Annotated in this window: 19 protein-coding genes and 1 other annotated feature; of the genes, 2 read left to right on the top strand and 17 right to left on the bottom strand. The window is 57.1% G+C overall.

Annotated features, from left to right (window positions below; all coding sequences use genetic code 11):
* Positions 1-65: 65 nt before the first annotated feature.
* From thrS to ACFER_RS05115, 5 genes are all read right to left on the bottom strand, one after another.
* On the bottom strand, positions 66-1,976 hold the full coding sequence (gene thrS, locus ACFER_RS05135; RefSeq protein ID WP_012938350.1) for a threonine--tRNA ligase: 1,911 nt from the start codon (positions 1,974-1,976) through the stop codon (positions 66-68).
* Positions 1,977-2,306: 330 nt separating this feature from the next.
* The gene (locus ACFER_RS11550; protein WP_012938349.1) at positions 2,307-2,462 is read right to left on the bottom strand and encodes a hypothetical protein; all 156 of its coding nucleotides are present in this window, start codon (positions 2,460-2,462) and stop codon (positions 2,307-2,309) included.
* A 23-nt stretch (positions 2,463-2,485) separates the two neighbouring features.
* The gene (locus ACFER_RS10825) at positions 2,486-3,157 is read right to left on the bottom strand and encodes a 3'-5' exonuclease (protein ID WP_012938348.1); all 672 of its coding nucleotides are present in this window, start codon (positions 3,155-3,157) and stop codon (positions 2,486-2,488) included.
* Between the two features lie 6 nt (positions 3,158-3,163).
* Complete coding sequence (locus ACFER_RS05120) at positions 3,164-4,159, bottom strand: electron transfer flavoprotein subunit alpha/FixB family protein (RefSeq protein ID WP_012938347.1); 996 nt, start codon at positions 4,157-4,159, stop codon at positions 3,164-3,166.
* 12 nt (positions 4,160-4,171) lie between these two features.
* The gene (locus ACFER_RS05115; protein WP_012938346.1) at positions 4,172-4,954 is read right to left on the bottom strand and encodes an electron transfer flavoprotein subunit beta/FixA family protein; all 783 of its coding nucleotides are present in this window, start codon (positions 4,952-4,954) and stop codon (positions 4,172-4,174) included.
* A 267-nt stretch (positions 4,955-5,221) separates the two neighbouring features.
* Positions 5,222-5,467 (top strand) — a binding site (T-box leader).
* 70 nt (positions 5,468-5,537) lie between these two features.
* Between ACFER_RS05115 and ACFER_RS11635 the strand changes: the two genes are divergently transcribed.
* The gene (locus ACFER_RS11635) at positions 5,538-6,203 is read left to right on the top strand and encodes a hypothetical protein (protein WP_222831719.1); all 666 of its coding nucleotides are present in this window, start codon (positions 5,538-5,540) and stop codon (positions 6,201-6,203) included.
* Positions 6,101-6,760 carry a hypothetical protein gene (locus ACFER_RS11630; RefSeq protein ID WP_222831718.1) on the top strand — a complete coding sequence of 220 codons (660 nt, stop codon included), beginning with the start codon at positions 6,101-6,103 and terminating at the stop codon, positions 6,758-6,760. Before ACFER_RS11635 ends, ACFER_RS11630 begins: the two co-directional genes overlap by 103 nt.
* A gap of 134 nt (positions 6,761-6,894) precedes the next feature.
* Here ACFER_RS11630 and ACFER_RS05105 read toward each other — a convergent pair whose 3' ends face one another.
* From ACFER_RS05105 to ACFER_RS05050, 12 genes are all read right to left on the bottom strand, one after another.
* Complete coding sequence (locus ACFER_RS05105) at positions 6,895-7,554, bottom strand: histidine phosphatase family protein (protein ID WP_012938345.1); 660 nt, start codon at positions 7,552-7,554, stop codon at positions 6,895-6,897.
* Between the two features lie 14 nt (positions 7,555-7,568).
* On the bottom strand, positions 7,569-8,366 hold the full coding sequence (locus tag ACFER_RS05100; protein ID WP_012938344.1) for a YlmH family RNA-binding protein: 798 nt from the start codon (positions 8,364-8,366) through the stop codon (positions 7,569-7,571).
* Position 8,367: 1 nt separating this feature from the next.
* On the bottom strand, positions 8,368-9,189 hold the full coding sequence (proC, locus tag ACFER_RS05095; protein ID WP_012938343.1) for a pyrroline-5-carboxylate reductase: 822 nt from the start codon (positions 9,187-9,189) through the stop codon (positions 8,368-8,370).
* Positions 9,177-9,770 carry a cell division protein SepF gene (locus tag ACFER_RS05090; RefSeq protein WP_012938342.1) on the bottom strand — a complete coding sequence of 198 codons (594 nt, stop codon included), beginning with the start codon at positions 9,768-9,770 and terminating at the stop codon, positions 9,177-9,179. The genes proC and ACFER_RS05090 overlap by 13 nt, the downstream gene beginning before the upstream one ends.
* Before the next feature lie 18 nt (positions 9,771-9,788).
* Positions 9,789-10,493, bottom strand: coding sequence for a YggS family pyridoxal phosphate-dependent enzyme (locus tag ACFER_RS05085; RefSeq protein WP_012938341.1), 705 nt, complete (start codon positions 10,491-10,493; stop codon positions 9,789-9,791).
* Positions 10,494-10,511: 18 nt separating this feature from the next.
* Positions 10,512-11,315, bottom strand: a complete 804-nt coding sequence (gene pgeF, locus ACFER_RS05080; RefSeq protein WP_012938340.1) for a peptidoglycan editing factor PgeF — start codon at positions 11,313-11,315, stop codon at positions 10,512-10,514.
* A gap of 103 nt (positions 11,316-11,418) precedes the next feature.
* Entirely contained in the window at positions 11,419-12,891 is a 1,473-nt protein-coding gene (gene pap, locus ACFER_RS05075) for a polyphosphate:AMP phosphotransferase (protein WP_012938339.1), read from the bottom strand.
* Between the two features lie 96 nt (positions 12,892-12,987).
* Positions 12,988-13,983: a 2-hydroxyacid dehydrogenase gene (locus ACFER_RS05070; RefSeq protein WP_012938338.1), complete on the bottom strand. Its 996-nt coding sequence runs from the start codon at positions 13,981-13,983 to the stop codon at positions 12,988-12,990.
* A 148-nt stretch (positions 13,984-14,131) separates the two neighbouring features.
* Positions 14,132-14,596, bottom strand: a complete 465-nt coding sequence (gene smpB / locus ACFER_RS05065; protein ID WP_012938337.1) for an SsrA-binding protein SmpB — start codon at positions 14,594-14,596, stop codon at positions 14,132-14,134.
* Complete coding sequence (gene rnr / locus ACFER_RS05060; protein ID WP_012938336.1) at positions 14,547-17,018, bottom strand: ribonuclease R; 2,472 nt, start codon at positions 17,016-17,018, stop codon at positions 14,547-14,549. Before rnr ends, smpB begins: the two co-directional genes overlap by 50 nt.
* Positions 17,015-17,416 (bottom strand): PaaI family thioesterase, encoded by a 402-nt coding sequence (locus ACFER_RS05055; RefSeq protein ID WP_012938335.1) that lies wholly within the window; start codon positions 17,414-17,416, stop codon positions 17,015-17,017. The genes rnr and ACFER_RS05055 overlap by 4 nt, the downstream gene beginning before the upstream one ends.
* Positions 17,417-17,420: 4 nt before the next feature.
* Complete coding sequence (locus ACFER_RS05050; RefSeq protein ID WP_012938334.1) at positions 17,421-18,155, bottom strand: alpha/beta hydrolase; 735 nt, start codon at positions 18,153-18,155, stop codon at positions 17,421-17,423.
* Positions 18,156-18,214: the final 59 nt, after the last annotated feature.

Genomic DNA, 18,214 nt, shown 5'->3' with positions numbered 1-18,214 from the left:
AGTTGCCAGCTGACAAAAAACAAGGGTTGCTGCACAATTTATGCAGCAACCCTGTTTTTTTATGATTACTTCCGGTTCTTGATTTCGTCCTGGAGTTTGGCGATGAATTCGTCCACGGGCATTGCACCCTGTTCGCCGTTGTCCCGGCTGCGGACGGAAACGGTACCGCTTTCCACTTCTTTTTCCCCTACAATCAGCATGTAAGGAACTTTCTTGACCTGGGCTTCCCGGATCTTGTAGCCCACTTTTTCGTTCCGGTCGTCCAGATGGGCCCGGATCTTCTGGGCTTCCAGTTTGTCCACGATCTGTTTGGCGTATTCGTTGTACTTGTCGGTAATGGGCATTACCCGGACCTGTTCCGGAGCCAGCCATGCAGGGAAGGCACCGGCGTAGTTTTCGATCAGGATGCCGATGAACCGTTCAATGGAGCCGTACACTACCCGGTGGATCATAACAGGACGGTGTTTCTGGCCGTCTTCCCCGGTGTAGGTCAGGTTGAATTTTTCCGGCAGCAGCATATCCAGCTGGATGGTACCGCACTGCCAGGTACGGCCGATGGAATCCTTCAGATGGAAGTCGATCTTCGGGCCGTAGAAAGCGCCGTCCCCTTCGTTGATGGAATACTTCAGGCCAAAGTCGTCCATGGCTTTCCGCAGGGCGTTGGTGGTCATTTCCCAGGTGGCATCGTCCCCCATGGAGTTGTCCGGACGGGTGGACAGTTCTGCATGGTAGGTCAGGCCGAAGGTGGCGTATACTTCATCGAACAGACGGATGGTTTCCTGGATCACGTCTTCGATCTGGTTGGGCATCATGAAGATGTGGGCATCGTCCTGGGTGAAGCAGCGTACCCGGAACAGACCGTGGAGCGCGCCGGACAGTTCATGCCGGTGCACCAGGCCCAGTTCGCCCACCCGCAGGGGCAGCTCCTTGTAGGAATGGGGTTCGTTGGCATAAACCAGCATGCCGCCGGGGCAGTTCATGGGTTTAATGGCGTAATCGTCCCCATCGATCTGGGTGAAGTACATGTTTTCTTTGTAATGATCCCAGTGGCCGGAGGTTTCCCACAGCTGCCGGTTCATAATCATGGGGGTCATGACTTCCTGGTAGCCGTATTTGCGGTGCACTTCTCTCCAGTAGTCGATCAGGGTATTCCGGATGATCATGCCATTGGGCAGGAAGAACGGGAACCCGGGGCCGTAATCGCTGAGCATGAACAGACCCAGCTGTTTGCCCAGTTTCCGGTGGTCACGTTTTTCCGCTTCTTCCATCATGTGCAGGTAAGCTTCCAGGTCTTCCTTGCTGGCAAAAGCCGTGCCGTAGATCCGCTGGAGCATCTTGTTGTGTTCATCCCCCCGCCAGTAGGCACCGGCAATGCTCATCAGCTTGAAGGCTTTCACCCGGCCGGTGGACGGGCAGTGAGGACCGGCGCACAGGTCCGTGAAATCGCCCTGGGTATAGGTGCTGATCACCGCATCTTCCGGCAGGTCTTCGATCAGTTCCACTTTGTAGGGTTCATCTTCCGCCTTGAATTTGGCCAGGGCTTCCGCTCTGGGGATTTCGTTCCGGACCAGAGGATAGTTGGCTTTGATGATCTTGCTCATTTCCTTTTCGATGGCCCGCAGGTCATCAGGAGTGAACACATGGTCGCTGTCCAGGTCGTAGTAGAACCCTTTTTCAATGGCAGGACCGATGGCGAATTTGGTGCCCGGGAACAGGTGCTGGATGGCCTGGGCCATAACATGGGAAGCGGTATGGCGGATGGCATGGAGCCCTTCTTCGCTGTCCGGCGTCACGAATTCCACTTTGGCATCGTGATCCAGTACATCGCTCAGGTCTTTGTTTTCCCCATCCACTTTGGCCAGGAGAGCGGTCTTCCCCAGTTTCTGGTTCAGGCTCTTGGCAATGGACAGCAGGGAGCTGCCGGCTTCGAATTCTTTCACGCTGCCATCCGGCAGGCTTACTTTAATGTTGGACATATTGATTTCCTCCTTGAAAATACCAGCAAGGTCAGGACGGACATACAAAAAAGACCCGTCCCTCACAGGGACGGGCCATAAGCTCGCGGTTCCACCCTTATTGAACTGGCTGGGCCAGTTCCACTCGGTATCCTTTAACGCAGGATATACGACCTTGCCTACTTTGTTCAGCAGATGGCTCCCAGGTGGTTGACTGTCATTTGTTTCCGGGCCCTTCTCAGCTTCCGGGCTTCTCTGTACTGTATCCCTGACAGGTTGTCCTCGTCATTGCCATTGGCTCTTTGAAATTGTTTACATTATACCACCGGGAAAAAGTTTGTCAAGGAAATTTTAATATTCTTCCTGGGCTTCCCGATGATTGAATCGGTCCTGCTCTTCTTCAATGATCTGCACCATATCCGCGGCGCAGGTTTCCCGGTCTCTGTAGCCTTTTTCTTTCCAGTCCCTGGCCATTTCCCAGGCCAGTTCTTCGATTCCCTGATCCATCTTTCTCTCCTTTTCCGGCAGCTTCACCACAGGCTCAGCTGCTCGCCTTCGTCTTTTTTGTTCAGCTTCTGCCGCACCTTCTCCAGGAAATCCTCCAGGGAGGGATACTGGCGGCCGGCGTCTTCCTTCAGTTTCCGGAAACAGGTTTCCGTGGTTTCCACATCGCTGAGGGCCCGGTGGGCCTCCTTGTTCTCCACATGATACCAGGCGGCCAGGTTGTTCAGCCGGTGATGGTCCCACAACGGGAACAGGGTCTGGGCCATGGGCAGCACATCCACCCAGTCATTGGCCAGAGGCCGGTACAGCTGGTCCTGGAACTGCTGCTGGAGAAAGCCCATGTCGAACCCCACATTGTAGCCCACCGCCACCCGGCTGCCCAGGAATTTCCCGAAAGCTTCCAGGGCCTGCCGGGGCTGGGGGGCCGCAGCCAGCATTTCATTGGTAATGCCGGTGAGCCGGGTGATGAAGGGAGAGACGTACTGTCCTTCCAAAGGCGTCCGGGGCTGGAGCAGGGTGGAAAATGTCCTCCCCCGCTTTCCCGCCGTCACTTCCAGGGCCCCGATCTCGATGATCTGATCCCGTTCCGGGTCCAGCCCGGTGGTTTCCAGATCCACCACCACATAGGTGTCCGGAAAGGCCACCAGACCCCGTCCCGTACCGGGAAGAGACCCGGCAAAATTCTCTTTTCGCTTCACAGGTGGTCAGTCCTTCTTCAGCAGCTTTTCCAGTTCCGGCATCACATCGAACAGATCCCCCACAATGCCGTAATGGGCAAACTGGAAAATGGGCGCATCCGGGCTCTTGTTCACGGCAATGATCAGCCCTGCCTCCTGGATCCCCAGTTTGTGCTGGATGGCCCCGGAAATCCCCAGAGCAATATAGATCTTGGGCGCAATCTTTTTGCCGGTGACCCCCACCTGCCATTCATAGGGCGCCCAGCCGGCATCCACCAGGGGTTTGGAAACCCCGAAAGCCGCACCGATCCGTTTGGCAAAGGACTGGACTTCCCGCATCCCCTCTTCGTTCTGCACACCCCGGCCGGCGCCTACCACCAGATCCGCCGTATCCAGAGCCAGTACATCCTTCAGCTGTTCCAGGGAGGTGAAATCCAGCATCTTTACTGCTGCATCTCCCGTCACGCCCTCCAGAGACACCGGGAAAATCTCTCCCTGCCGGGATTCGTCTTTGGGATTGCCGTGGAAGATCTTGTCGCTGACCGTACCCAGCTGGGGACGGGTGGTGGTCTGGATCTTTACGAACAGTTTGCCCGTATAGGCAGGACGGATCCAGGTCAGGGTATCGTCCTCTCCTTCGTACCGCACATCGGTGCAGTCAGCCACCAGCCCTGCATCCAGCCGGGCGGACAGCCGGCCGCCCAGATCACGGCCGTTGGGAGAGGCGCCGATGAACAGCACACTGGGAGTATAGAGGCTCAGGGCTTTGGCCACCGCTTCCGTATAAAGAGCGGCATCAAAGGAGGCCAGGGCGGGAGCCTGGAGCAGGGCCACCCCGTCCGCTCCATAGGCGATGGCTTCCTGAGCGGCGGCTTCCAGGTTGTCACCAGCCAGGATGCCCAACACCTGATTGGGCCGTGCATCCGCCAGCTGACGGGCTTTCCCCAAAAGTTCCACACTGAGAGAGGTGAGCCTGCCGTCAGAGGTTTCCAGATAGACTCCGATATTGTTTTTCCATTCCATGATAACGCCTCCTTACAGCAGGTTCTTTTTCCGCAGTTCATTCACCAGGTTGGCTGCCGCTTCCGCCGGGGTAGCCCCCTGGATCATGGTGCCCACAGGATGGGGCTCCGGTGCGAACAGTTCGGTGACGGCCGTGGCGGATCCGGCTTTGCCGGCCTTTTCCGGCTCCAGTTCAATGTCTTCCAGACGCCATACGGGGAATACGGCCTTTTTGGCGGCCATTTTGCCCCGGATGCCGGGAGTACGGGGATTTCCGCATTTTTCCGTTACGGAGATCACTGCCGGCAGAGCCGCCTGGAGGGTTTCCACCCCGCCCCGGTTCAGTCGGCGGATGGTGGCCTTTCCTTCCTTCACTTCCAGTTCGTCTGCATAGGAAAGCAGGGTCATACCCAGCCGCTGGGCCAGAGCCGGAGGGATTTGCCCGGTATCCCCGTCGGTGGACCGCTTCCCGGTCAGCACCAGATCAAAAGGTCCCAGTTTGCCCAGCGCCGCCGCCAGGATCCGTCCGGTGGCCAGGGTGTCGGATCCGGCCATCCGTTCATCGGACAGCAGGATCCCCTTGTCCGCCCCCATGGCGATGCCTTCCCGGAGGATATCGCTGGCCAGGGCCGTCCCCATGGTCACCAGGGTCACCGTGCCCCCTTCCTGGTCCTTCAGAGCCAGAGCCGCTTCCAGGGCGTGGAGATCCACCGGGTTCAGCATGGAGGGAGCCCCCACCCGGACCAGATTGTTGTCTGCAGCCAGTTGGATATCCGAAACCGCCGGTACCTGTTTGAGCAATACCGCTATATTCATGATGCAGCCTCCTTTATGAGAAAATAGTCTTTTATCGATCTACAGTGATTATACTATGTATTCAAACTTTTCGCAACTGATAATTATTCTTATTAAATCAAAAGAGCATCATCTCTGGAAGATGGAGGCAAAAAAGCCATGATGCGCTTTCTTTGTACACAGTCTTTTACAGTTTGATCCAGGAAAAGGAAAATTTAAAAAATCTCCGTAACCCTATTGACAGTATACTGTATCCATGGTATCATTTCATCCATAGTCAACAAACGCCAAAACGCGATGACGCAAACTAGTACGCCTGATTCCTGGCTCCAGAGAGCTGCCGGTTGCTGCGAGGCAGTGGAAGGGACGGGCCGAACTGCCTGCTGAGCGGCCGGACCGAAATCTTGCAGTAGGTCTCTCCGGGAACTCCCGTTACAGAGCATGGATATCGCCCACCGGCCGTATCCGAGAGTGCGTCCCCAGGACGAATCAGAGTGGTACCGCGGAAGGTCACAAACGCCTTTCGTCTCTCAGCTGCCAAATGCGGAGAGACGGAAGGCGTTTTCGTTTCTCTGGAGAAACCCATTCCAAGGAGGAAACAATCATGATCAACGGAACATCTGCCATCAAAGGGGCTTCCCTCTCCCTCTGCTTTTCGGTGGGCGCAGTGCTGTTCAGCTCCCACGCCGGCGGCGGCTTTGCCACCGGCAATCAGGAAAACGTCTATTTCATCAGCCTGGGGTGGCTGGGCCCCATTACCGCCATTGTGACCATGCTCCTGTTCACCCTGACCATCAAGGAAGCCATGAACATGTACAACAGCCGGCACCTGACCAGCTACAAACAGCTGTTCCAGAATCTGTACCGTCCGGTGCCCGGCATTGAATTCCTCTTTGAAGGGTTCTTCTACATCATGGTCCTGATGGCCGTTTCCGCCACCATTTCCGGTGCCGCTTCCGCTCTGGCCGCCCAGACCGGGCTCAACTACTACACCGGCATCGGTGTGGTGGGCGCCATCATCTTCGTCCTGACCATTTTCGGGGCTGACCTGGTCCGCCGGGCCACCACCTACATGGGCATCGCCATCCTGGCCATGGCCATCACCATCTTCTCCGTGGGCATCGCATGGGCGGTCAGGTGGAAGGCACCCGGTTCTTCCTGGATGCCATGGCCCAGGATTTTGCGGTCAACGGGTTCAGCAAACTGCCCACGGCCATTCTCCACGCCTTCACCTATTCCGGCTTCCAGTGCGTGGTCATCCCCACCATGATCGTGGTGGGCACCCCTCTGGTGACCCGGAAGAACTGCGCCGCCTCCATGTGGATGTCTTTTGCCATGAACGCCACGGCCCTCACCATGGCCGTCTGCATGCTGCTGGGCTGGACCGGCATCTACGGAAAGACTCCTCTGCCCACCCTCATGAGCCTGAAAGCCATGGGTATGCCCTGGCTGACCCTGCTCTATTCCGTTTCCCTGATGCTTTGCCTGATTTCCACCGGGGTGACCACCGTATTCGGTTTCACCGCCCGGTTCTCTGAAATGGACTGCCTGAAAAAAATCACCGGCAGTTCCGTGAAACGGTCCGCCCTGGTGACCCTGTTCATCATCTGCCTGTCCATGACCGTATCCATGGTGGGCCTCACCAACATCATCAAATACGGCTATGGCTACTGCGGCTATCTGGCCATCGCCATCATCATCGTTCCCTTCCTGACCATCGGCCGGGCACGGAACAAACGGTATGCCGCCGATGCAGAATACCGGGAACGGATCGACGCCATGAACCAGTATCCGGGCCTGGAAGAAGCAGAAGTGGAAGAAGCATAAGAGCTGACAAAAAAGGGGGTGTGAAAAAATGCTTTTTCACACCCCGTCACTAGTCTCTAGTCACTAGCCGATGGAAGCCAGCTGACGCAAGCGAAATAAAGGCGCTGTGGATGATTTTTTCACAGCGCCTTTTCTTATGCCCCAAAGGGGAAATTGAAAATTCCCATAGGGCCTTTTTTCCACTGATACGACGTGTCATTGAGGACGAACACAGCATGCTCTCCCCATTTGTTCATGCCCAGCACCGTCACTGAGGCGGGCCGGATATCAAAGGAGATCCTTTTTTCCGCCACTTCCTCGATGCTCAGCCCCAGCCAGGCAAAGAGGATGTTCTGGATGGTCCCCTTGTGGGAGACGATGATCAGATCCCGGTCCGGTTCCTCCAGTTCCCGGAAGCCCCGGATGGTCCTTTCGTAGAAGGTCCGCCGGGTCTCTCCCCCATCGTAGTTCACATGGTCCAGTTCCCGGCCTGTCACCGGGGGATGGTAAAAGGCCAGGGCCTCTTTTTTGTTCAGTCCGGCGGCTTTTCCGTTGTTCTTTTCCCGCAGAAAGGAAAAACATTCCACCGGGTCCGTCCCCAGTTTTTGGGCGATGATCTCGGCCCCGGTCCGGGCCCGCCGGAGATCGCTGGAAACGATCCGGGGCAGGCTCCGGCCGGCAAAATCCCCGGCCAGGCAGTCTGCCAGCTGCTGGAACTGCTGCTGGCCCCGCACCGTCAGGGCGGAGTCCGTCCAGCCCCCTGTCAGTTCTTTTACATGATGATCCGCTTCCCCATGCCGAATCAGTAAGATCATAATGACATCCTTCCTTAGATGTACCGTTTCAGGGTAATGGCATACCGTCCTTTTTTTGTGGTGCCCCGGACTTCCGCCAGTTCCACCCGGCCCCGGGACCGGAAAGAGATCACATCCCCCTCTTTCACCGTCTGGGACGGGCTTTTGGCTTCCTGCCAGTTCAGTTTCACATTCTGTCCCTTGATCTCATCCGCCATCCGGCTCCGGGATACCCCATAGCCGCTGGCCGCCACGGCATCCAGCCGCAGGGCCGCCACCGTGGCAGAGATCAGTTTGATTTTCTGTTCCTTTTCCTTCAGGTCTTCCAGGGGGATGACCTTCACTTCCACCGTGGCTGCCCCGATCTTGGTCAGGTTGCTCAGGATGAAATCCACCATGGGGGTATCCACCGCCAGCTGTGCGCCTTCGTCGATGAACACAATATCCCCCAGGATCTCCCGTTTGCAGCCCAGGCCCATAAAGGCCCCCAGCACATCCCGGTGTCCGATGTCATAATACCGTTTGTCCCAGAGGATTTCCAGGGCGGTAATGGCAAAATCCGGCTGACCGTAGAAATCTTCTGCAATAAAAGCCACCTTCTGCCGTTCCGCGTTCTGGAAGCCCCCGTTCATCTCATACCGGACCTGCGGATAGTTGGCGGCCACGATTTCCGCCACATTCTGGCCATGAGGGTCCAGAAATCCGGACACCCTGGCCCGGCGGCTCTTCCGGGCCCCTTTTGCCAGATCCAGCAGCTGGGCCGCCAGTTCCGCATCCCCGCTGGCCTTGAAATACCGTAATACCGTTTCCCGTTGTTGTGTGGTGTTTGCCATATTATTTCTTCAATGCGGCACTCCGGTCCAGGACGGCCTGCACCGCATCGTAAAACGCTCCTCTCACTCCATGGTTTTCCAGGGCCTTGATCCCTGCAATGGTGGTGCCGCCCGGGCTGGTTACCTGATCCCGGAGCTGGGCCGGATGGAGACCGGTCTTCAGCCCCATGACACCGCTGCCCGCCATGGTCTGGGCCGCCAGTTTGATGGCCAGGGCCCGGGGCAGTCCGGCCATGACTCCGGCATCCGCCAGGGCATCCATCACCACGAAGAAATACCCAGGGCCGCAGCCGCTGATGGCGGTAATGGCTTCCATGGCTTTTTCGTCCACCCGGACCGTTTCGCCGCAGGACTGGAAAATGGCTTCCGCTTCGTCCAGCACTTCCGGCGCCACCTGGTCATCGGCAGTAAGGGCCGTCATTCCCATGCCTACGGAAAGGGGCGTGTTGGGCATAGTCCGGATCACCGGATGGCCGGGCACCAGATCGTGGAGCATGGCCAGATCATAGCTGCCCATAATGGACAGGATGGTGGCCTTTTCCGGCAGGGCAGCCACCAGATCCCCCGTAACCGCTTCCTTGGCCATCTGGGGTTTCACTGCCAGGATCACCAGATGGGCACCGGCCACAGCTTCCCGGTTGTCCCCGGTCACAGGGATCCCGTAGGTTTCTTTCAGATAGGCCTGCCGTTTGGCCGTGGGGACCGCCGCCGTCACCTGTTCCTTCCGGACCAGTCCCCCCTGGAGGATGCCTTTGAGGATGGCTTCCCCCATGGCACCGCAGCCGATGAAGACGATTTTATCCGTTTCCTTTATCTTTGCCATGGATCATTGCTCCCTTCCGTCCCAAAATTGGTGTTTTCCGTATCGATATCCACATTGGGAGGTGCACATACCAGCAGGTTCCGGCCGATTTTCCGCAGAGTCCCGTCCAGGGCATAGATGGTGCCGCTGATGAAGTCGATGATCCGCTTCCGCACATCCGCATCCGTATCTTCGAAATTGATCACCACCGGCTGGTTCTTGCACAGGTAATCCGCCATTTTCTGGGAATCATTGAAATCGATGGGCTCGATGACCACCACACTCACCGGGCTCCGGTTCACCGGCATGGAAAGCACCTTGTCCCCGGTCCGGCTGGAAGAGACTTCTTCCTTGGGCGCCTCCGGAGTGCTGTCATAGTCCCGGTCGAACACCTTGTCATAGGGTTTGTCATAGGTTTTTTCGTAAGGCCGGTCATAGTCCTTTTCGTAGCTTTTGTCCCGCCAGGAACTGCTGCCGCTGCCGAACATGGGAACCACTTTGCTGTCCTCCTGTTCCGGGGCCGGAGCCGTTTCTTCCTCTTCCTGCCGGTTGTCACCGTTGTACAGGCCAAAATATTCCAAGAGCTTGCTGATTTTTTTCATACAATCCACCATTTCTGTTTAAAATTTTAATGAATAGTCCCGGGCTCCGAAAAGAGCGGAACCCACCCGCACTTCATTGGCTCCTTCTTCCACCGCGATCCAGTAATCGTGGGTCATCCCCATGGAAAGGATATCCACCGGAATGTCCGGAAGGGCATCCCGTAAAAACAGGAAATCCCGGTACCCGGCAGCAAACACCGGACGGGTTTCCTCCACATGGTCCGTGGCCTGGGCAATCACCATGACCCCCCGCACCCGGATATGGGGATAGTTCTTCAGTTCCGGAACCGCAGCCCGGAAATCCTCCGGAGCGAAGCCGCTTTTCTGCACTTCTCCCGCCTCGTTGATCTGGAGCAGCACATCCTGGACCTTGTCCAGTTCAGCCGCCGCCTTTTCCAGATGGGCCATCAGCTTCAGGCTGTCCACGCTTTCAATCAGGGCAAAATGCTCCACCGCATGCCTGGCCTTGTTGGTCTGCAGATGGCCGATCAGATGCCAGTTGCCCCCAGGGGGCAGCACCGCCTGCTTGTGCATGGCTTCCTGCACCCGGTTTTCCCCGATTTCCGTAAGCCCTGCCGCCAGGGTTTCCGTGACGATGTCCGCCGGGTGATTCTTGGTCACCGCCAGGATGGTCACCTTGTCCCCCGTTGCCTTGGGCTCCTTCCGGTTGGCCAGGGCTTCCTGGATTTTGGCCTCCACCGCTGCAATCTTATCCTGTAACATGGGATTCCCCATCTCCTTTTATTTTCGATAAATCACCGCATACAGGCGGCCTGTTTTCCCCTTTTCTGCCCGGTAGGAGAAGAACCGGTCCCTGTGGCAGCTGGTGCAGCAGTCCGCCCGGAAAATCTGTTCCCGGGGCACTCCCGCTTCCAGGAGTTCCAGGGTATTCAGCTGCCACAGATCCAGCATCCAGTGGCCGGGTCCGTGAGGGGTCAGGCAGCCGGGCCAGGCTCCCGCCCGGTCCGCCACTTCCTGGCTCACTTCATAACAGCAGGGACCGATGGACGGACCGATCCCTGCCGCCACATCCTGGGGCCGGGTGCCAAAGGCTTCTTTCATCACTTCCAGGGCATGGGGGACGATTTTCCCCACACTGCCCCGCCAGCCGCCGTGGACAGCGCCCACTGCTCCTGTACGGGTATCCGTCAGCAGGATGGGCACACAGTCCGCATAGGAAATCAACAGGGGCAGCCGCCGGCAGTCCGTCACCATGCCGTCCGTTTCCGGTACGGCATCCGCCAGAGTCAGGGTACCCTTGCCGGCATCCTTCTCCGTTACCACCGCCACATGGGTGCTGTGGACCTGCTGACAGGCCACTGCCCGTTCCAGAGGAAAACCCAGGGCCGCCGCCATTTTCTGCCGGTTGGCCAGGACGTTGGTCCGGTCATCTCCCACATTGTAACTCAGGTTCAGTCCACCTGGGAACTGGGGACTGCAGCCCCCGTTCCGGCACAGGAATCCGTGGACCACACCCCACTTTTCCCAGGCAGGAAAACAGCCCCATTCCACACCTTCCGCTTCTGCAAAGGCAAAATCAGCCATTTTTCCCACCTCATTCCGTCAAATTCTGTCCTGCACAGCAGGAAATCCTGGAAAGAACTTCCAGTAACCTTCATTGTACTGTTTTTTTACGGGTTTGTAAACGTTAAAGCACCGCTTCCATCCGATGGATCATGGTTTCCAGGACTTTCAGCCGGGCATACAGTTTGTTGTTGGCTTCCACCACCGTCCAGGGCGCCTCTTTGGTGTCCGTCCGATAGAGCATTTCGTTCACCGCATCCACATAGGCATCCCATTTGTCCCGGTTCCGCCAGTCTTCCGGGGTGATCTTCCAGGTTTTGTTGGGATCGTTTTCCCGGGCCTGGAACCGTTTCAGCTGTTCCTCCGGATCGATCTGCATCCAGAACTTCTGGACGATGATCCCCTGTTTCACCCACTGGGCCTCCATATCGTTGATTTCCTCGTAGGCCCGGCGCCATTCGCTGATCTTGGCAAAGCCTTCCACCCGTTCCACCAGCACCCGGCCATACCAGGTCCGGTCGAAAATAGCGATTTCTCCCGGGGCCGGGATTTTGGTCCAGAACCGCCACAGATAATGGAACTGCTTTTCCCATTCATTGGGGGCGCTCACCGGATTCACCCGGTAGCCCAGGGGATCGAAGGATTCCGACAGCCTCTTGATGGCGCCGCCCTTGCCTCCGGCATCCTGGCCTTCAAAGGCCACAATGGTGCTGATTTTCCGTTTGGCCAGTTCAAACTGGAGTTCTTCCAGCCGTTTCTGGTATTTTTTCAGCTTCTTGCTGTATTCTTCCTGTTCCATGGGCTGATAGGGGGTATAGGTGGAAAGGATATCCGGGATGGTCAGGTCTTTGGCCGGTCCTTTTTCCGGATCCACCGGCCGCTGCCGGTCCTTCAGGGCTTCTTCCAGGGCGGTGATCAGGACCCGGAACACCGCTTCCGTCCCGGTGCGCTTGTCCTCCATGGGAACGATGTGCCAGGGAGCCAGGTCCGTATTGGTGGCGGTCAGCATGGTTTCATACACATCCCGGTAGGCGTTGTAGTCGATACCCTCGATGCCTCCGGGGGTCAGTTTTTCCCACCGGCTGCCCATGGTTTCCTGTCCTTTTTCCATATTCTCCTTCTGCTTCTTTTTGGAGATGTGGGTGAAGATCTTTATCAGCACACAGCCGCCCTGGACCAGTTCCTTTTCAAAATGGTTGATTTCATCAAAACTTACATCATACCATTCCGAAGCTTCATCCGGATCTCCCACTGCATGTTCATTCCGCAGGAAATACCAGGCCCGGTGATGGATGGTGATCTGTCCCGCCGGCGGCAGTTCCTTCCAGAACTGGAGAAAGAACGGGCTTTCTTTCTGCCTTTCCGTGGTCTTGGACGAGGAAAACACCCGGAATCCCCGGGGGTCCAGGGCATGGATCACCTTGCTGATCAGCTGGCTCCGCCAGGACGCCCGGAAACCTTCAAACAGGATAATTACCGGGATTCTGGCATCCCGGACTGCCCGCTGGAGAAAGCCCAGGCGGTTTTCTTCCTCTTCCATCCGCTTTGTATATTCTTCTTTGGAAATTTTCGTCTTCAGATCGATTTTATCCAGCACGGAAAATCCCTTCTTTCCCAAACTCCCATATTTTCCTTATTATAGCACGAAAAAAGGGTGCTGCACGGACTGCAGCACCCTTGGGAAGGAGCAAAATTATTTGATCTTGTTGGGGCAGTCGCCGGTTTCAGCCAGATCTTTCAGGTTCTGGTAGGAAACTTCCACCATGTTCTTTACGGCTTCGTCGGTGTAGGAGCCCAGATGCGGGGTGATCAGGACTCTGGGATACAGGTCAACCAGTTTTTCGAACAGCGGATTTTCCAGTTTCTGGCCTTCCAGATCCTTGCCGAATACGCTGGCTTCCCCATCCAGAACGTCGCAGCCGTAGCCGCCCAGTTTACCGCTTTCCACAGCTTCGATGACAGCTTCGGTGTCAACCAGCTGGCCGCGAGCGCAGTTCACCAGGATGGCGCCGTCTTTCATCTTCTTCAAGAAATCGCGGGTAACCACAGCGCCGTTTTCTTTGATGTACGGAGCATGGATGGTGATGATGTCGGATTTTTCCAGGACTTCATCCAGGGAAACCTGGGTGCAGTAATCTTCGATCCCTTTGATTTCGAAAACGTCTTCCCCGATAACGGTAGCGCCCATGCCATGGAAGATCTGGGCAGCCACACGGCCGATCCGGCCCAGACCAACAACACCCACGGTGCAGTTGCGGACTTCTTTGGAGAACATGAAGGCATCAACCTTGAAGTTCTTCTTGGCAGTGCGGGAAGTGGTGTAAGCGGTATGACGCAGCAGCATCATGGCCTGGGTTACAGCCAGTTCAGCAATGGCGTTGGGGGAATAACGGGGAACGAAAGCCATGGGGAAGCCCAGTTCCTTGGCATATTCCTTATCGATATGATCCGTGCCGGCGGTACGGGTCAGGATGTATTTTACGCCCAGTTTTTTGTAAATGTCCAGGTTCTGTTTATTGGCGAAGCAGTTGCCGCGCAGGATAACCGCATCAAAGCCAGCAGCCATTTCGGCGGTTTCTTTCGTGTTCAGATAATCAGGGACACATTTGATGTCGTAACCAAATTCTTTGTTGCAGGCTTCAAAAATCGGCAGTTCTACATCTCTTACACCATAACATAAAACCTTCATAGCAATACCTCCTATAATGGGAAACACACAATTTGGGCAATCCGGAATATGCTTCCGTCTGCCCGCTGACTACATTGTAGCATGGAAAAAAGATTTTTCCAATGTTTTTCGTATTTTGTATACAAATTGATTGAAAATTTTGTGGAAATCACCGGTTCCTTTCCTTCATGGCCCGGTCCATGTCCCGCTTGGCCGCCCGGTCCGCCATGGCCTGGCGCTTGTCATAGAGCTTTTTCCCGGTAGCCAGGGCCAGCTTGCATTTCACCAGTCCGTGGCTGAAATACAGCTGCAGGGGCACCAGGGTGAATCCCTTTTCCCGGGTCTTTCCGATCAGCTTCTGGATTTCCCGTTTATGCATCAGCAGTTTCCGGTCCCGGAGCGGGTCCACATTGAACCGGTTCCCGTGTTCGTAGGGACTGATGTGCAGGTTGTACAGGTACACTTCGCCGGATTTGGTCACTGCCGCATAGGAATCCTTCAGGTTGGCCTTGCCCTGACGGAGGGATTTCACCTCCGTACCCGTCAGGACGATGCCGGTTTCATAGGTTTCGTGGATGTTGTAATCATGCCTGGCTTTCCGGTTTTCTGCGATTGCCTTCACTGGTTTTTCCATGTTTCCGATCCCTTCTTCTCCGCCGCCGGCGGTTGTTTTTCTTCTTTTTTCCGCTTTCCCCTGCAGGAGTCGTTTCCTGGGGCACCAATTGGCTCAGTCCGGTCCCGTTTTGTCTGGGGGAGCCGTTCTTCTTCTTTTTCCGGCGTCCGCCCCGGCTGTTTTTCTTCCCGGATTCCTTCCGTTCCCCGGATTTCCGGCCGGTGGTGTCATTCCGCAGCTTCCCGGTGGCAATGCCGGTCTTGGTCTTTTTCTGACGTCCCAGTTCCCGGCGCATCTGATCCGCCGCTTCCGGCGCCAGTCCGGCCAGGACAAAATCAATCTTCCGCTCCGCCACATCCACCTGGAGCACCTGGATATCCACCTGGTCCCCCAGCCGGTACCGGTGGCCCAGATGCTGGCCGATCAGGGCATACTGGCCCTCGATATAGTCATAATAGTCATCGTTCAGGCTGGACACATGGACCAGTCCTTCCACCCCGTTGTCCAGTTCCACGAAGAAGCCAAAGGAGGAAACCCCGGAAATGGTCCCGGTGAATTCCTTCCCCACGAACTGGACCATGTATTCGGCCATTTTCAGATCCACTGTCTGCCGCTCCGCGTCGATGGCCGCCCGTTCCCGCACGGAACAATGGGAGGCCACCAGGCTCAGCCGCTGGGTCCGCTCTTCCGCCTGCTGCCGGCTCAGCCGTTCTCCGTCCAGCTGACGGCGCAGGAGCCGGTGGACCATCAGATCCGGATAGCGGCGGATGGGAGAAGTGAAATGGGTATAGAAATGGGCTGCCAGGCCGAAATGGCCGATGTTTTCCGTCTGGTACACCGCCTGGCGCATGCTCCGCAGGGCCACCGTGGAAACCAGCTTCTCTTCCGGTTTTCCGGCCACCTTGTCCAGGGCCCGCTGGAGATCCTTGGGCCGCATCTTTTCTTCCACCTTCAGGGTCACCCCGAACAGGGCCATGAGTTTGGCCAGGTTCTGGATCTTTTCCGGATCAGGCAGGTCGTGGACACGGTAAATGAAAGGCCGTTTGTGTCTGGCCATGAATCCGGCCACCGTTTCGTTGGCGGCCAGCATGAATTCTTCAATGAGCATCTCGGCCACGGACCGTTCCCGCTTCACAATGGCCACCGGATGCTTCTGATCATCCAGCAGCACCTTCTGTTCCGGCAGCTCGAAGTTGATGGCGCCCCGCCGTTCCCGTTTCTTGTGGAGCACCTGCTGGAGCCGGGCCATGTCTTCCAGCATGGGGACGATGTCCGCATATTTTTCCCGCAGGGCCTCATCCTGGTCCACCAGGATGGCCCGCACATCGGGATAATTCATCCGATGGTGGTTGTTGATCACACAGGGGGCGATGGTAAAGGAAAGGGTCCGGCCGGTTTTCCCGTCCAGGAGCATTTCACAGGCCATGGTCAGCCGGTCTTCCCCTTCGTTCAGGCTGCAGATGCCGTTGCTCAGTTCCACCGGCAGCATGGGCAGCACCCGGTCCACCAGGTACACGCTGGTGCCCCGTTCATAGGCTTCCTGATCCAGGACGGAATGGGGCTGCACATAGTAGCTTACATCGGCAATGTAGACCCCCAGGAAATAGTTGTCCCCCTGTTTTTCCACATACACCGCATCATCCAGGTCCTTGGAATCCACTCCGTCGATGGTGATGATGTTCCAGTCCCGCCGGTCCAGCCGGTTCTGGATTTCCTTCTTTTTGATCTTCTGTTCCACTTTTTCCGCGGCCACCTGGACAGGAGCCGGGAATTTGGTGGGCAGGTCGTTGTCCTTGATGATGGAAAGGATTTCCAGACCGATGTCCCCGGGTTTCCCCAGGATCTCCACGATCTTCCCTTCCGCGTTCCGCCGTTCGTCCGGCCAGGTGGTGATCTCCACCACCACCTTTTCCTTGTCCCGGGCCCCGTTGAAGTCTTTCCGGCGCACATAGATGTCCCGTCCCACCCGTTTGTTGTCCGGGATCACGAAGCCGAATTCCCCGGATTTGCTGAAGGTCCCCACCAGTTTGTGATGGGCCCGGTTCAGGATCCGGATGATCTTTCCTTCCTGCCGGTCATCATAGCCGCTCTGCATCACCCGGGCGATCACCGTATCCCCGTCCATGGCGCCGCTGAGGCTGCTGGCCGGGATGAACAGATCCCCGTCTTCCGTCTTTTCTTCCGGGATCACAAAGGCAAAGCCCTTGCTGGTCACCTGGCAGCGGCCCACCACCAGACCCATGGCCGCCGGCAGCCCATAGATGTTGAACCGGGTCTTGATCACCTGGCCCCGGTCTTCCAGCTCCTTCATCACTGTCCAGAACAGTTTCAGGTCCGCCCCTTCCAGGGTCAGGGCCTGGAGCAGTTCATCGGCGGACAAGGGAGCCGTGGGGTGTTCCTTCATATACCCCAGGATCTTGGTTTCCATTTCTGTATTTGTCATGCTCTCTCCTCGTACATCAGCTTGCCGTCCGCTTCAGCCGCCACGGTACCGTCTTCCCGGATCACCTGGCCGGTCATTTCCAGCAGCATTCCCTTTCTCCGTTTCACTTTGGTGATCACATCGATCCGTTCCCCGATGCGCACCGGCTGCCGGAAGCGGACTTCCAGCCGGGCCGTGTAGGCCACCTTGTGTTCATACATGTAGGGATAATTGCCCATGGTTTCGTCCAGCAGGGTGGAGATCAGCCCCCCGTGCATCCGGCCGTCATAGCTCTGGTGCACCGGCTGGGGCACGAAACTGGTGTAGCAGCCGTTTTCGTCCGTGCGGAAATGGAGATGCAGCCCCATGGGGTTGTCCTTCCCGCAGCCGAAACACATGGTATCTCTGTTGTTTTCCATATCTCTATTCCTCCAAAAAGGCCTCAATGGCAGCATAAATGGCCTGCCGGCCTTTGTATAATGTCATCACATGCCGGGCCTGGGGCACCCACAGCACCTGTTTCCGGGCCGACGCCGCATGTTCTTCGATATAGGATGCGCTTTCCGGCCGCACCGTGTGGTCCGTCCTGGACTGGATGATCAGCAGGGGCTGCCGCACCCGGGGCAGCCAGGACCGTTTCACCGCCTGAAGCAGCCGCACCAGCTGATGGACCCCTTTGATGGGCATGCACCGGTAGGCCACATTGTACCGGGCCGGAGCGTCGATGGTCCGGGGACGCTTGGGAATGGCCCAGTAGGGCAGCCGGTCCGCCAGCCACAGGAAGTACACCCGCCAGTCGTACAGATAGATGGGGGTGGAAATCACCACCAGTTTGTCTGCGGACGTTGCCGCCCCGGCGTACAAAGCCAGGAGCCCTCCCATGGAAAGACCGATCACCGTCACCTGGGCACAGGTTTCCTTCAGATGGGCCACACCCTGGCGCACCTGTTCCTCCCACTGTTCCGCTTTTGCCTCCAGCAGGTCCCGGGGATCCGTCCCGTGGCCCTTCAGGAGAAGGCCTTCCACCGTATACCCTTTCCGGTGCAGGATTTCTCCCAGTTCCCGCAGTTCCGACGGACTGCCGGTGAACCCATGGACCAGCAGCACCCCTTTTCCCCGGGTCCCGGGCCAGAAATACGGTTCCGCTCCCTGGAGCATGGTCTCCCCTCCTTCCCCATAGCAAAAATGGCATTACCCTGCCAGGCAATGCCACTGTG

It is taken from the genome of Acidaminococcus fermentans DSM 20731 (genome assembly GCF_000025305.1).
GTDB lineage: Bacteria > Bacillota > Negativicutes > Acidaminococcales > Acidaminococcaceae > Acidaminococcus > Acidaminococcus fermentans.
Note: the sequence above shows the minus strand (reverse complement) of the source record. Positions and strands in the feature narration are given on the sequence as shown.

Coding starts and splice junctions, on each gene's coding strand:
- ACFER_RS05070 (WP_012938338.1), bottom strand. CDS start 13,983: ATGAAGGTTTTATGTTATGGTGTAAGAGATGTAGAACTGCCGATTTTT.
- ACFER_RS05085 (WP_012938341.1), bottom strand. CDS start 10,493: ATGTTACAGGATAAGATTGCAGCGGTGGAGGCCAAAATCCAGGAAGCC.
- ACFER_RS11635 (WP_222831719.1), top strand. CDS start 5,538: ATGATCAACGGAACATCTGCCATCAAAGGGGCTTCCCTCTCCCTCTGC.
- rnr (WP_012938336.1), bottom strand. CDS start 17,018: ATGACAAATACAGAAATGGAAACCAAGATCCTGGGGTATATGAAGGAA.
- smpB (WP_012938337.1), bottom strand. CDS start 14,596: ATGGAAAAACCAGTGAAGGCAATCGCAGAAAACCGGAAAGCCAGGCAT.
- ACFER_RS05090 (WP_012938342.1), bottom strand. CDS start 9,770: ATGAAAAAAATCAGCAAGCTCTTGGAATATTTTGGCCTGTACAACGGT.
- thrS (WP_012938350.1), bottom strand. CDS start 1,976: ATGTCCAACATTAAAGTAAGCCTGCCGGATGGCAGCGTGAAAGAATTC.
- ACFER_RS05100 (WP_012938344.1), bottom strand. CDS start 8,366: ATGGCAAACACCACACAACAACGGGAAACGGTATTACGGTATTTCAAG.
- ACFER_RS05105 (WP_012938345.1), bottom strand. CDS start 7,554: ATGATCTTACTGATTCGGCATGGGGAAGCGGATCATCATGTAAAAGAA.
- ACFER_RS05120 (WP_012938347.1), bottom strand. CDS start 4,159: ATGGAATGGAAAAACAATATCGGAGTCTATCTGGAAACCTCTGACGGC.
- ACFER_RS05115 (WP_012938346.1), bottom strand. CDS start 4,954: ATGAATATAGCGGTATTGCTCAAACAGGTACCGGCGGTTTCGGATATC.
- ACFER_RS11630 (WP_222831718.1), top strand. CDS start 6,101: ATGGCCCAGGATTTTGCGGTCAACGGGTTCAGCAAACTGCCCACGGCC.
- pgeF (WP_012938340.1), bottom strand. CDS start 11,315: ATGGCTGATTTTGCCTTTGCAGAAGCGGAAGGTGTGGAATGGGGCTGT.
- proC (WP_012938343.1), bottom strand. CDS start 9,189: ATGGCAAAGATAAAGGAAACGGATAAAATCGTCTTCATCGGCTGCGGT.
- ACFER_RS05055 (WP_012938335.1), bottom strand. CDS start 17,416: ATGGAAAACAACAGAGATACCATGTGTTTCGGCTGCGGGAAGGACAAC.
- ACFER_RS05050 (WP_012938334.1), bottom strand. CDS start 18,155: ATGCTCCAGGGAGCGGAACCGTATTTCTGGCCCGGGACCCGGGGAAAA.
- ACFER_RS11550 (WP_012938349.1), bottom strand. CDS start 2,462: ATGGATCAGGGAATCGAAGAACTGGCCTGGGAAATGGCCAGGGACTGG.